This window comes from Bordetella genomosp. 9, assembly GCF_002261425.1.
In the GTDB taxonomy this organism is placed as follows: domain Bacteria; phylum Pseudomonadota; class Gammaproteobacteria; order Burkholderiales; family Burkholderiaceae_B; genus Bordetella_C.
This window is the reverse complement of sequence record NZ_NEVJ01000002.1, coordinates 262,499-274,960: the sequence shown is the minus strand read 5'-3', so window position 1 is coordinate 274,960 and position 12,462 is coordinate 262,499. Positions and strand designations below refer to the sequence as shown.

Annotated in this window: 12 protein-coding genes; all 12 read right to left on the bottom strand. The window is 67.5% G+C overall.

Annotated features, from left to right (window positions below; genetic code table 11):
* Nucleotides 1-13: 13 nt before the first annotated feature.
* Nucleotides 14-1,039 carry a Bug family tripartite tricarboxylate transporter substrate binding protein gene (locus CAL26_RS07270; protein ID WP_094846263.1) on the bottom strand — a complete coding sequence of 342 codons (1,026 nt, stop codon included), beginning with the start codon at nucleotides 1,037-1,039 and terminating at the stop codon, nucleotides 14-16.
* Nucleotides 1,040-1,106: 67 nt separating this feature from the next.
* A complete protein-coding gene (gene sdhC, locus CAL26_RS07265; RefSeq protein ID WP_094846262.1) occupies nucleotides 1,107-1,460 on the bottom strand; it encodes a succinate dehydrogenase, cytochrome b556 subunit in 354 nt (117 codons plus the stop codon).
* Entirely contained in the window at nucleotides 1,460-1,798 is a 339-nt protein-coding gene (locus CAL26_RS07260; RefSeq protein ID WP_373454458.1) for a succinate dehydrogenase, read from the bottom strand. The genes sdhC and CAL26_RS07260 overlap by 1 nt, the downstream gene beginning before the upstream one ends.
* Nucleotides 1,799-1,806: 8 nt before the next feature.
* Nucleotides 1,807-2,520: a succinate dehydrogenase/fumarate reductase iron-sulfur subunit gene (locus CAL26_RS07255; RefSeq protein WP_094846260.1), complete on the bottom strand. Its 714-nt coding sequence runs from the start codon at nucleotides 2,518-2,520 to the stop codon at nucleotides 1,807-1,809.
* A 112-nt stretch (nucleotides 2,521-2,632) separates the two neighbouring features.
* Nucleotides 2,633-4,999: a hybrid sensor histidine kinase/response regulator gene (locus CAL26_RS07250; RefSeq protein ID WP_094846259.1), complete on the bottom strand. Its 2,367-nt coding sequence runs from the start codon at nucleotides 4,997-4,999 to the stop codon at nucleotides 2,633-2,635.
* 179 nt (nucleotides 5,000-5,178) lie between these two features.
* Entirely contained in the window at nucleotides 5,179-5,790 is a 612-nt protein-coding gene (locus CAL26_RS07245; RefSeq protein ID WP_179283290.1) for an ANTAR domain-containing response regulator, read from the bottom strand.
* 4 nt (nucleotides 5,791-5,794) lie between these two features.
* Nucleotides 5,795-6,937 carry a transporter substrate-binding domain-containing protein gene (locus tag CAL26_RS07240; RefSeq protein ID WP_094846258.1) on the bottom strand — a complete coding sequence of 381 codons (1,143 nt, stop codon included), beginning with the start codon at nucleotides 6,935-6,937 and terminating at the stop codon, nucleotides 5,795-5,797.
* Between the two features lie 27 nt (nucleotides 6,938-6,964).
* Nucleotides 6,965-7,666 carry a branched-chain amino acid ABC transporter ATP-binding protein gene (locus CAL26_RS07235; RefSeq protein ID WP_094846257.1) on the bottom strand — a complete coding sequence of 234 codons (702 nt, stop codon included), beginning with the start codon at nucleotides 7,664-7,666 and terminating at the stop codon, nucleotides 6,965-6,967.
* On the bottom strand, nucleotides 7,663-9,489 hold the full coding sequence (locus CAL26_RS07230; protein WP_094846256.1) for an ABC transporter permease subunit: 1,827 nt from the start codon (nucleotides 9,487-9,489) through the stop codon (nucleotides 7,663-7,665). The genes CAL26_RS07235 and CAL26_RS07230 overlap by 4 nt, the downstream gene beginning before the upstream one ends.
* Nucleotides 9,482-10,315, bottom strand: a complete 834-nt coding sequence (locus CAL26_RS07225; RefSeq protein WP_094846255.1) for a branched-chain amino acid ABC transporter permease — start codon at nucleotides 10,313-10,315, stop codon at nucleotides 9,482-9,484. Before CAL26_RS07225 ends, CAL26_RS07230 begins: the two co-directional genes overlap by 8 nt.
* 44 nt (nucleotides 10,316-10,359) lie before the next feature.
* The gene (locus CAL26_RS07220) at nucleotides 10,360-11,523 is read right to left on the bottom strand and encodes a substrate-binding protein (RefSeq protein WP_094846254.1); all 1,164 of its coding nucleotides are present in this window, start codon (nucleotides 11,521-11,523) and stop codon (nucleotides 10,360-10,362) included.
* A gap of 88 nt (nucleotides 11,524-11,611) precedes the next feature.
* A complete protein-coding gene (locus CAL26_RS07215) occupies nucleotides 11,612-12,436 on the bottom strand; it encodes a nitrilase family protein (protein WP_373454466.1) in 825 nt (274 codons plus the stop codon).
* Between the last annotated feature and the right edge of the window lie 26 nt (nucleotides 12,437-12,462).

Below are 12,462 nucleotides of genomic sequence, written 5' to 3'. Positions count from 1 at the left end.
ACCGGCGCGGCGTTCAATCAATGGAAAGATTGCGGCGGGCGACGATCGCCTTCCACTTTCCGGATTCGTCCTGAATGCTTTTGACGAGCTCGGCCGGCGTGTTGCCCACCGGCGTCATGCCCTGCCCGGCCAGCTTCTCGCGCACGGCGGGATTCTGCAGGACCTTGGCGGTATCGCGCTGGATCTTGTCGACGATGTCCTTGGGCGTCCCCACCGCGGTGACCAGGGCGAACCAGCCCGTCGTTTCGTAGCCCGGCAGGCCGGCTTCCTTCGCGGTCGGCACGTCGGGCATCATCGGCGAGCGCGCGGGCCCCGTGACGGCCAGCGCGCGGGCCTTGCCGCTCTTGGCGAACACCGAGGCCGCGGCGATATTGCCGACCACCAGCTGGACCTGGCCGGCGAGCAGATCGTTGTAGGCCAGGGCCTCGCCCTTGTACGGCACATGCGTGATCTGGATGCCGGCGGCGTCGGCCAGGGCTTCGCCGGCCATGTGCACCTGGCTGCCGTTCCCCGCCGAGCCGAAGTTCAGCTTCTTCGGCTGCGCCTTGGCCAGCGCGATCAGCTCCTTCAGGTCATGCGCGGGAAGCGCGCTGTTGACCAGCACGAGCATCGGGCCGCTGGCCACGTTGGTGATGTAGTCGAAATCCTTCAGGGTGTAGGGCAGGTTGCGGTACAGATAAGGATTGACGGTGAACATGCTGCCGGACGCCATCAGCAGGGTGTAGCCGTCAGGCGGCGCCTTGGCCGTCAACGTGGCGCCGATGGCGCCGCCCGCGCCGGGCCGGTTGTCGATGACCACCGACTGGTGCCACATCTGGCCCAGCTCCGCGCCCACCACGCGGGCGACCACGTCCGTGGTGCCACCCGCGGTGAAGGGAACGATGATGCGCACCGGCTTGTCGGGCCAGGGCGCATCGGCTTGAACGCCGCCCGAGATCGCCAGCGCCGTGGCGGCGAAGGCCAGGATACAGGTGTGCAGCCAGCGCCGGCGTCCGCCTTGGCGGGCGCGCAGGGACAACTCGTACAGGTAGTCGTGCATGATGCTTGTCTCCTTGGTTATGCGGCCTCGCATCGGGGCGAGGCTCGTACCGCGACAAGCGCCGCCCTTACCGCAACAGCGCCAGCAGAAACGCCAGGCCCGTACAGGCGCCCACGCCCAGGCCCACCGCCAGCCAGTCCTTGCGCAGGTGGGTCCACGGGGCGAATTCGATGATGAGCAGGCGCAGGCCGCCCATCAGGTGCAGCGATAGCAGCACCACCAGTCCCCACTCGGCGAACTTGAACAGCGGCCGATCGGCCAGGCGCAGGAAACCGTCCAGGGCCTGCTCTCCCGTGATGGCCTGACCGAGCGCCCAGAAATGCACGGGCAGGAACAGGGCCAGCGCCAGGCCGGAAAGACGATGCACCAGGAACGCCCAGTACGCGGGATGATTGCGCGCGCGGACGTCGTTGCGGCGCATCACGCCACCACCCCGTACACGGCCCGCAGGCCCATGACGGCGAGCAGCACGGCGAAGGCCAGCGCGGCCGCCACGGCCGAACGCCCGCGCCAGCGCAGCCATTCTTCCGCGATACGCAGCAGGCCGATCGGCACGTGCACCGCGCAGGCCAGCACGAAGAGGCCGTAGAACGCGGCGAACCCGATGCTGCCGCGCGTGCGCGCCAGGATCTCGGCGCCGCTCAGTCCACCTTGCACGGCATACACGATGATCGCGATATGGACCGCGACGAACAGCGCCAGGGCCATCGCGCTGATGCGCTGCAGATACCAGAGCCGGGCCTGCGTGCGTATGCTCATGGCCGCCATCACAGCTCGCCCTTGATCGCCGCCTTGGCGGCCAGCCGCTTCAGGCCCGCGATGCCGGCGGTCGGCGCCAGCGCCTTGGGACAGCGCTCCGTACAGCTGCCCTGCGTGTGGCAGGAATGGCAGCCGGCGTCGCCCGCCACGGCACGCAGGCGCTGCGCCCCGTCGATATCGCGTTCGTCATTCATCAAGGTCCAGGCCCGGTTCAATGCGGCCGGCCCCAGATAGTCGGGCCGCCAGGTCACCACATCGCAGGACGCGTAGCAAACGCCGCAACCGATGCATTCGATCCCGGCATCCACCGCCTGGCGCCGGGGGGACGCGGGCGGCACGCGCGCGAACTCGTCATGGCGCGACAGCGACCCGGTGAAACTGCCCTTGGCCTGGCTCCATTTGTCGAAGAAGCCGCTCATGTCGGTCACCAGGTCCTTGATCACCGGCAGGTTCGACAGCGGCGCGATCTCCAGTTGCCCGTCCGGCGCGACCTTGGACACGTGGGTGCGGCAGGTCCAGCGGGCCTTGCCGTTGACGGTCATGGCGCAGGAGCCGCACATGCCCACGCGGCAGGCATAGCGATAGCCCAGGTCGGGCTGCAGTTCGCGCTGGATATACGTCACCACGTCCAGCACGGTCTGGCTGGTATGGCGCGGCACGCGGTAGGTCACGAAGGCGCCCGCGCCGGCGCTGCGCCATATCCTTGCTTGCAACATGTCCATGCCGTCTCGTCCACGGTACGGAGGCGGGCCTCCGGTGGGACGTATTGTGGACGGACGTCGTTGGAAAGCGAAAGCGAATAATTGTGCGATTCGAGCAAAGAGATTCTTTATCTCAACTGCCCAGGACGGCGCAGATGCGGCGCGTGATCTCGTCGATGCCGAAGGGCTTGGTGACCAGTTCGATGCCCGGCTCGCGCAGGCCTTCGGTCAAGGCCAGGCTTTGCGCGTACCCGGTCATCAGGATCACCTTCAGCCCGGGATTGGCGGCAAGCGCCTTTTCGACCATGAGCCTGCCGTCCATGCCCGGCAGGCCGATGTCGCTGAGCACCAGCTGGATGCCCGGCGTTTCCTGCAGGATGCGCAGCCCCGACAGTCCGTCCGCGGCTTCCACGACCCGGCACTGCTGGTCCTGCAGGACCTCGACCAGCAGATTGCGCACGCGCGGGTCATCCTCCACCACGAGCACCAGCGGGTGGCGCGGCGGCAGCCGCGGCGCGGGACGGTTCCGCGAGCCGCCGGCGGCGGTTTCTTCGACGACCGCCCCGCCGTAGCGGGGCAGATACATGCGGATGGCGGTTCCCTCGCCGGGCCGGCTGTCCAGCTCCGTGTGGCCGCCGGACTGCCGCACGAAGCCATAGACCATGGACAACCCCAGCCCCGTGCCTTCGCCCTGCGGCTTGGTGCTGAAGAAAGGTTCGAAGGCCTTGGCGGCGACGTCGGCCGGCATGCCCACGCCGGTGTCCGCCACGCAGATACAGACGTACTCCCCCGCGGTCAGGATGACGGCGCGCGCCACCGCGATATTGTCCAGATCCACATTGCGCGTGGTGATGGTGAGCGTACCGCCGTCGGGCATGGCGTCGCGCGCGTTGATCACCAGGTTCAGGATGGCGTTCTCCAGCTGGTGCGCGTCGCACAGCACATTCCAGAGATCCTCCTGCAGGTCCACGTCCAGGGCGATCTTTTCGCCCAAGGTACGCTCGAACAGTTCCGTCAGGTTGCCCACGAGCCGGTTCGGAGGTGTGGGTTTGGGCGCCAACGGCTGGCGCCGCGAAAACGCCAGCAGCCGGTGTGTCAGCGCCGCCGCGCGCTTGGCCGACTCCATTGCCATATCCGTGTAGCGCAGCATGTCCATGGGTTCGCCGCGCTCGACGCGCTTCTGCATGAGCTGCAGCGCGCCCATGATGCCGGTCAGCAGATTGTTGAAATCGTGCGCGATGCCGCCGGTGAGCTGTCCCACGGCTTCCATCTTCTGCGACTGGCGCAGCGCTTCCTGCGCCAGTTCCAGTTCGGCGGTCGCTTCGTTCTCCGCCGTGACGTCCTGGGCGACCGCATGCACCAGGCCGTCCCCGGGCACGGCGGTCCAGGACAGCGTGCGGTAGCTGCCGTCCCGGTGCCGGCATTCGCACACGAAACGCGACGCGGCATGGCCCCGCTGCAGGCGATCGAGCTGGTTCTGCGCCAGCGAACTGTAGTCGGGATGGACCAGCCCCAGGATGTTGTTGCCGAGCAGTTCTTCGTGCTGCCAGCCCAGCCGCGCGGTCCATGCCGGGTTGGCGTCGAGCACGTAGCCGTCGAAATCCGTCACCACCATCAGGTCGTTGGCCAGCTGCCAGGTGCGGTCGCGCTCCGCCCTGCCGCGCGCCACCTCGTTCAGCAGCAGCTTCTGGCTGCGGCGCAGATCGTTGCGCGCCGCCACCACCAGGTCGATATCGAAGGCGATGATGAGCCAGCCGCTGACCCGGCCATCCTCCTCGATGGGCGCGGCGCGCGCCATGAACCAGCGCCAGCTGTCGTCGGCGGCGCACCTGAAGCGGATTTCCATTTCGCAGCCGGTGCCGTTCGCCATGGCGGCGCGCCAGGCCTGCTGCAGCGGCACGCGGTCTTCGGGATGCAGGGATTCGGTCCAGTCGCCGCCCCGCCCGTCCTGCTGGTTCCAGCCGGTATAGCGGACCCAGTACGGACTGGTGTAGATGACACGTCCCTTGGCGTCGGTGAAGAAGGTCATCTGCGGCGAGCTTTCCACCAGCGCGCGGAAACGCGCGTCGACGGCCTTGGCGCGGCTCTCCGTCAGGTGCTGTTCGGTACGGTCGCGTACTATCTTCAGGTAGCCGATGTGTTCGCCCGTGCGGTCGTCCAGGAAGGGCTGCATCAGGCCGGAGGCCCACAGCATCGAGCCATCCTTGCGCAGATGCCAGCGCTCGTCCTCGGCGCGGCCGCGCATACGGGCGGTCTCCGCTTCCGCCAGGTGGTCGCCCCGCGCGCGCGACTCGGGCGTGAAGATCATCGACGAATCGGCGCCCAGGGCTTCGTCCTCATCCCAGCCGAACAGGTGGCGGGCGCCCGAGTTCCAGCTTGTGATGACGAGCGCCAGATCGACCGTGAAAATGGCGAAGTCCGTCGCGCTTTCCAGCAACGCACGGGCAACGCGGTCCGTGGCCTCGCGCCGCTTGCGCCGCTCCCTCTCGACTTCGCTCATCACGCCTCCATGCGCATCAGCGCCGGATACCAGCAAGTTGCCTGCCCTGCCTGCTCAACCGCGACGGCCGTCCGGATGTGTCTTTACAGGCTAGACGCGGGGCGCGCGCGGTTTTCTCCGCCCCCGCCGACCGCCTCGGCAGCATAGTGTGCCGCGAAACAGCGTAATGTGAAATATGCCTAGCCGGCCCGCCCGAGGCCGAGCTTTTCCATGACCTCCTGCGCGTCGATGACCATGGCCGCCACTTCGGCCACCGTCACGCGCAGGCTGGTCGCCCGCGCGCGCATGTGCTCGTAGGCCTTGACCTCGTCCATGCCCTGATGGTCGACCAGGACCTTGATCGCCTTATCGATCTGGCGCCGCGACTTGATGGTCGCTTCCAGTTTCTGGATCTTGGCCTGCTGGCGCTGCTGGAAGCCCTGGGCCGACCTCGCCAGCACCAGGGTGCTGAGCACGCCGGAGGAGCGGAATGGCTTGGTCAGCACGCCGTGGGCACTGCTGTCGAGCAGAAGTTTGAGGGTGGTGGGGCTTTCGTAGTCGGAGAGCGCGATCAGCGTGGCGTCGGTCGCGCTGGCGCTCCACATGCCGCCGGTCGGCATATCCTGCGACAAATGGAAGAACACCACGTCGGCCCCGCGCGGCGGCTCCTGGCAATAGGGCCAGAGCACCTGCAGGCGGCAGCCGATGCGCTTGAGCTGCTCGATCAGCAGGTCGCGGTCTTCCCCCGGCGGATGGACCACCGCGACGCTGATGCTGCGCAGGTCTTCGTAGAGGCGGCGTATGCTGCTCATGGCGTCATTTCAGCCAGAATTCCGCCAGGCCGAAGGTGGACAGATAGGGATCCGGGCGGACGGGTCCGGCCCCTTGCCACACCACATCGAACTGGCCGTCCTCGCGGCAGACCCCGATACGCGGCGTCAGCAGGCAGTGATTGTTTTCCGAATCGATGGCCAGCGGGCCTTCCGGCGAATCGTAGCGCACCGAGTGCGCCGTGCGCACGAGCCGGGCAGGATCCAGGCTGCCGGTACGTTCCAGCGCCCGCGCGAACAGGTGGACCTGGTTGTATGCGGATTCCGACCAGGTGCTGGTCGGCCGGTCGCCATAGCGTTCGCGCCACAGCGCGGTGAAGCGCCGGTTGCTGTCGTTGTCCAGCGAATTGAAATAGGTGGCCGCGGTGATGTGGCCGGCGCACAGGGGCGCGCCCACCAGGCGGATTTCCTCTTCCGCCATGGACAGGCTGGCGATGGGGACGCGGCGCGGATCGAGCCCGCTTTCGCCGTACTGCCGGTACAGCATGCGCGCCGAATCTCCCACCACGGTGGAAAACACCACTTCCGGCTGCGCCGCGCGTATGTCCCGGATGACCTCGGCCACCTCGGAAGCACCGGCCGATAGCGGAAGGTAGACTTCATCCAGCACTTCGCCGCCATGCTGTTCGACCATGTCGCGCATGACGCGGTTGGACTCGCGCGGGTAGATGTAGTCGGACCCGACCAGGAAGAAACGCGAGCCGTTGTGCTGCAGCAGATAGGCGGCCAGCTGCATGGCGTTCTGATTGAGCACGGCGCCCGTATAGATGACGTTGGGCGAGTATTCGAATCCTTCGTAGAAGGAGCAGTACCAGAGCAGGCCGTTGTTGCGCTCCACCACCGGCAGGACCGCCTTGCGGCTGGACGACGTCGAGCAGCCGAAGATGATATTGACGTCGTCCTCCGCCATCAGCTTGGTCGCCAGGCGACGGTATTCCGCCGGGTTGCTGGCCGGGTCGTAGCATACCGGCGCCAGTTGCCGGTCCAGCACGCCGCCCGCGGCGTTGATTTCCGCCACCGCCAGGGCGGTGCCCAGGAAATGCTCCGATCCCGTCACCCGGGTCACGCCCGTGCGCGAAAACAGTATGCCGATGCGCCAGTCAGCCGATGATCCCTTGCTTTCCGTCATGACTCCATCCCGGCCCATCGCGCGTTGCTACACGCGCAGATGGGCGAATATCGTTTCCGCCGCGGTATCCGCCCTGGCATCGCCCTGTTCGACGATGCGGCCCTGCTTCATCACCAGGAAGCGGTCCGCCACGCGCAGGGCGAAGGCGACGTTCTGTTCGATCAGCAGCATGGTGGTGCCGTTTTCCTGGCGCTCCCACAACAGGGCCTGCGCCAGGCGGTCGATCACCGAGGGCTGCAAGCCTTCCGTGATTTCATCCAGAAGGATAACGGACGGACGCAGCATCAGGGCGCGCGCCACCAGCAGCATTTTCTGCTCGCCGCCCGAGAGCGTGCCGGCCGGCTGCCTGAGCCGGTCCTTGAACACAGGGAAAACCGGCTCGAGGGCGGCGAACCGCGCCGGAAAGTCCGCTTCGCGCGCCAGCCCCAGGCACAGATTGTCGCGCACGCTGAGCTCGGTGAAGATCGCCTGTTCCTGGGCGGCGTAAGCCACACCCCGGCGCGCCACGCGGTGCGGAGGCAGGCGGGTGATGTCCTGGCCGTCGAGCGAGACGGTCCCGCCTTGCGTGGGCAGGTAGCCCATGACGGTCTTCAGCAAGGTGCTCTTGCCCATGCCGTTCTTGCCCAGCAACGCCACGGCCTGGCCGGCGCCGACGTGCATCGACAGGTCCCGCAGCACGACCGACGCCCCATAGCCGCTGGTCACGCCATCCAGTTGCAGCCCGTTCATTGGACACCTTCCCGTGCGGGCGCGGCGCCCGCCTGCCCCGTCCCGGCGTATATCGTCCTGACCAGCTCCGATCCGACCACGTCGGCAAAGCTGCCGTCCATGACGATGGCGCCCTGGTGCAACACGACGATGCGCGTGGCGATCTGTTCGACGAAATCCAGGTCGTGCTCCACCAGCAGGCAGCACAGGCCGTGGCGGTGCGCGAGCGAGGCCAGGATTTCGCCCACCCGGGCGCGCTCATGGCTGCTCAGGCCCGCGGTGGGCTCGTCCAGCAATACGATGCGCGGCGACAGGGCCAGCACCATCGCCAGTTCCAGCGCCTGCTGTTCGCCATGCGAAAGATCGCGCGCGACCGTACCCAGCTTGCGGTCCAGTTCCGTGGCGCGCAGCACTTCCAGCGCATAGGCTGGCAGACGCAGGGTATCCGACCGCCGCCAGGGCGATGGCCTGTCGTGCAGCGCGCTGGCGATGCGCAGGCTGTCGGCGACGGTCAGCGTGTCGAAGATATTGGCGTTCTGGAATTTGCGTCCCAGGCCGTCGCGCACGCAGTCCTGCGGCGGCTGGCGGCCGATATCGTGGCCGCACAGCGCCACGGCGCCGCCGCTGCGTTCCGCGCCATCGCTCAACGCGCGCATCAAGGTGGTCTTGCCCGCGCCGTTGGGACCGATCAGCCCCACCAGCTCGCCCGCCCGTGCCGTCAGGGTGATCCCGCGCAGCACGTGCAGGGAACCGAAGCTGCGGCTGACATCGCGCATTTCCAGCGCGGGCGCGTCCGTGCGGGCGGGCGGCGCGGCGTCGCGCTGAACCAGCGTCGGGATCCGCGGCGCCAGGCGGCCCAGGCCGAAAGGACGCAACAGCATGGGCACCAGGCCGCGCGGCAGCAGCAGGATGACCGCGACGAAGGACACACCCACGATCAGTTGCCAGGCGAAGGGCATGCTGCCGCTCAGGTATGCGGTGGCGACGTTGATCAACACGGCGCCGATCAGGGGCCCCCACAGGGTGCCGCGGCCGCCCAGCGCGACCCAGATGATCAATTCGGTGCCCAGCACGAACCCCGTCAGCTCGGGCGCGACGACGCCGCTGAAGGCGCCATAGCCGAAGCCGGCCACCCCTGCCACGGCGGCCATCGCCACCAGCAGCAGGATGCGCACGCGCGACACACGCAGTCCCAGGTATTCGCAACGCGTTTCGTTGTCGCGGATCGCCGTCAGCACGCGGCCGGCGTCGCTGCGCACCAGCAGCCAACCGGCCAGGCTGGCGGCCGCCAGCGCGATACCGGCCACCCAATACCACCCCTGCAGCGACAGGTCGAAACTGTCATAGCCGGTCAGGCCGGAACTGGAGCCGGTCCATTCGCCTCCCGACAGCACCAGTTGCGTGAGCACGATGGGCAGCACCAGCGAAATCACCGTGGCGAAGAAAGGCGAGGCGCCGCGATAGAAGGATAGCCAGCCCACGATGCCGGCCAACAGCGCAGTCCCCGCCACCGCGGCCAGCAGGGCGAGCGCCACCACGCCCGGCGTGAACCCGTAATGCGTGAAGGCCAGGCCCGCCGCGTAGGCGCCCACGCCGAAGAACGCCGACTGCCCGAAAGTCAGGTACCCCGTGTATCCCCACAGCACATCGACCGTCAAGGCGGCGATGGCGAAGAAGTAGGCCTTGATCAGGACATTGAGCAGATAGGTGTCGAACAGGAACGGCCCGGCGGCCACCAGGACCAGGCCGGCGACGGCCAATCCCGCCAATCCATGCCCCGTGGCGTGCCGGCGCGCAGGGCTGGCGCCGTCCGGAGCTTTGCGGTCGATCATGGCGTCACTCATGCGCGAATCCCTTGGGACGCACGCGCAGGGTCAGCGCCGCCAGCACCGCGATCGTCAGGCCGCCCAGCACCGGATTGACATAGATGCTCACCAACACCTGGCAGGCGCCGAATACCAGGCAGGTCAGCATCAGGCTGGAAATGGAGTGTCCCGCCACCATCACCAGCATGAAGGCGCTGATCAACCAGCCCACCCCCATATTCGGATCGACGCTGGATAGCGGCGTGACCAGCGCGCCGCCCAGCGTGCCCAGGCCCGCGCCCAGGCTGAAGGTCACGAACCGGATGCGCGCGGCGTTGATGCCCAGGCCGCTGGCCAGGGTCTCGTTCATGATCACCGCGCGCGTCCGCACGCCGAAGCGCGTGCCGTTCAGCAGGGCCGCCAGCAGGCCCCACAGCACCAGCGCCACCGGGATGAGCAGGATGCGATAGGCCGAGTACCCGGTATCGCCCAGGGTCCAGATGCCGCCCAGCGGCGCGTCGGCGAACTGCACCTCGCGGCCGAACGCCAGCACGATCAACTGCCCGATGATGATGCCCAGGCCCCAGGTCGCCAGGATGGCGTCCAGCGGCCGCCGGTACAGCGGGCGCACCACCAGCCATTCGATCGCCATGCCCGCGAGGATGCCGCACAGCACCGCCAGCGGCCAACCCAGCCAGGGATCCAGGCCCAGGCGGGTCACCACGTAGCTGACGTAGCCGCCCAAGGTAATCAGCGACCCATGCGCGAAGTTCACGATCTTCATCACGCCGAAGATCACCATCAGGCCGACGGTCACGACGAACAGCATGGCCGCCGTGGTCAGCACATCCAGCAACAGACCCATCTCGTTCTCCTCGCGCGGACGCAACCGTCCGCGCGACACCGCGTTCATTTGATGTTGGGGCACTGCGGACCGGGGTCGACGGCTCTGAAGGTCTGCAGGATCTTCACCGAACCGTCGGCCTGGATCTGCCCCAGGTGCATGTTCAAGGCGGCATGCCGGCTCCTGTTCATGCTGACGGGGCCGCGCGGACCATCGTAGGACACCTGGGCCAGCGCCGGGATGACCTTGTCGGAGTCGGTGGTGCCGGCCTTTTCGACGGCGGCCTTGTACAGGAAAAAGGCCTCGTACTGCGGTTCCGACAACTCGTTGGGCGTTTTCAGCTCGCCGCCGAACTTCTTGCGCATCGCATCCAGGAAGCGCTTGTTCCGGGCGTTATCGATGCTGGTCAGGTAGGAGGCCGACAGATACATGCCGGACGCCACGTCGCCCATGGTCTTGGCGGTGCCTTCGTCGATGGCCAGGTTGCCGTACGGGATGGCGATCCCGGCCGCCTTGAGCTGCTTGGCGAGCGACACATTGGGCGCGCCGCCGGCCGTGGAGCTGATCAAGGCGTCGGGCCTGGCCGAGCGGATCTTGGCGATCACCGCGGTCCAGTCGCTGCCGTCCATGGGCAGGTATTCCTCGCCCACCACCTTGCCGCCCTTCTGCTCGATGTACTTGCGCGTGAAGCCCAGCATGCCGCGGCCGAAGGAATAATCGCTGCCGACCAGGAAGAAGGTCTTGGCCTTCTCATGTCCGGTGAAGTAATCGACCACGGGCGCGACCTGCTGCTCCGGCACCCAGCCGTTGACATACAGCCATTTGCTGCATGCCCGCCCTTCGTAGAAAGAGGTGTAGATGTAAGGCGTCTTGCCACGCGCCACCACGGGCAGCCCGGCGCTGCGCGCCGCGCTGGTTTCCATGCCGATGACGGCGTCGACCTTTTTCTGGAAGACCAGCGTGTCGAAGGCCTTTTGGGCGCCGACGGCGCCCGAGCCGTCGTCGGCGATTTCCAGCTGCACCTGGCGGCCCAGGATGCCGCCGGCGGCATTGATTTCATCGACCGCCAATTGCGACGACTGCACGGCCGCGGGCGCGACCACGCTATTGGCGCCGGACAAGCCGACGGCCACGCCGATACGGACAGGCTCGGCCGCCATGGCGGGCAGCGCGAGTACGCCGGCCGCGGCCAGCACGATGGAGACTAGGGAAGTCGTGGTGGTTTTCATCATCGATCCTGATTTCAAGGTGGATGGAACGGCCGCGGACGCGATACCCCACCTGGGGTCGCCCCGGCGGCCGCCGGGCACTGGCAGGTTATGTCCGCGTGGCGTCGCCCACGCGCACGATCCGGTAAAGATCCTGGCGCCGGTCGCGCAGCACGACGTTGTAGGGATTCAACTGGCGCGCGGCGCGCGAATGCTTCAGATTGATGGCCGCGTAGATGATTTCCTCCTGATCCGCGCTGGCCGGCCCGGCCAATGGCCAGCCCTGCGCGCCGACCACCAGGCTTTGCCCCAGGAAAGGCTGGCCGCGCTCGATGCCCACGCGATCGGCACAGACGATATTCAGGCCGTTGCTGTGCGCGGCCGCCATCGCGAGCGTATTGGCCATGGTCGGATGGCGCGGATCCTGCGCCGGCATCGGCACCCAGTTCGTCGGCATGCAGACGATATCGACGCCCTGCTCGGCGAGCAGCCGATAGACCTCGGGGAACCAGCCGTCATAGCAGATCGCCACCCCCAGTCGGCCGTGCTCCGTATCGAACACCGGCAGTCCCAGGTCGCCCGGTTCGAAGAAAAGATTTTCCTCCCCCCACAGATGCAGCTTGCGGTAGGTGCCCAGGTAACCGCGCGGGCCGATCACCACCGCCGCGTTGTACAGCCGATCGCCCGCGCGTTCGGTGATGCCCGCGACGATGTGGACGCCCAGCCGCGCCGCCGTCGCGATCCAGGCCTGCGCGGTGGGACCGTCCGGCACGCTTTCCGCCTGCGAGAAGGCTTCCGGGCGGCTGTCGAACACATAGCCCGTGTTGCACAGCTCCGGCAGCACCACGATGGCGGCGCCCTGCCCCGCGGCCTGCTCGATCAGGGCCAGCGACCGCGCCACGTTGGCGGCCTTCTGGCCGATACGGCAATCCATCTGCACCGCGGCGACCAGGGTGTCCG

Bases quoted from the DNA above. Each gene is read 5' to 3' on its own strand.
- CAL26_RS07225 (WP_094846255.1), bottom strand. From the start codon at position 10,315: ATGGGTCTGTTGCTGGATGTGCTGACCACGGCGGCCATGCTGTTCGTC.
- sdhC (WP_094846262.1), bottom strand. From the start codon at position 1,460: ATGCGCCGCAACGACGTCCGCGCGCGCAATCATCCCGCGTACTGGGCG.
- CAL26_RS07230 (WP_094846256.1), bottom strand. From the start codon at position 9,489: ATGAGTGACGCCATGATCGACCGCAAAGCTCCGGACGGCGCCAGCCCT.
- CAL26_RS07235 (WP_094846257.1), bottom strand. From the start codon at position 7,666: ATGAACGGGCTGCAACTGGATGGCGTGACCAGCGGCTATGGGGCGTCG.
- CAL26_RS07250 (WP_094846259.1), bottom strand. From the start codon at position 4,999: ATGAGCGAAGTCGAGAGGGAGCGGCGCAAGCGGCGCGAGGCCACGGAC.
- CAL26_RS07245 (WP_179283290.1), bottom strand. From the start codon at position 5,790: ATGAGCAGCATACGCCGCCTCTACGAAGACCTGCGCAGCATCAGCGTC.
- CAL26_RS07215 (WP_373454466.1), bottom strand. From the start codon at position 12,436: ATGGATTGCCGTATCGGCCAGAAGGCCGCCAACGTGGCGCGGTCGCTG.
- CAL26_RS07220 (WP_094846254.1), bottom strand. From the start codon at position 11,523: ATGAAAACCACCACGACTTCCCTAGTCTCCATCGTGCTGGCCGCGGCC.
- CAL26_RS07240 (WP_094846258.1), bottom strand. From the start codon at position 6,937: ATGACGGAAAGCAAGGGATCATCGGCTGACTGGCGCATCGGCATACTG.
- CAL26_RS07260 (WP_373454458.1), bottom strand. From the start codon at position 1,798: ATGAGCATACGCACGCAGGCCCGGCTCTGGTATCTGCAGCGCATCAGC.
- CAL26_RS07255 (WP_094846260.1), bottom strand. From the start codon at position 2,520: ATGGACATGTTGCAAGCAAGGATATGGCGCAGCGCCGGCGCGGGCGCC.
- CAL26_RS07270 (WP_094846263.1), bottom strand. From the start codon at position 1,039: ATGCACGACTACCTGTACGAGTTGTCCCTGCGCGCCCGCCAAGGCGGA.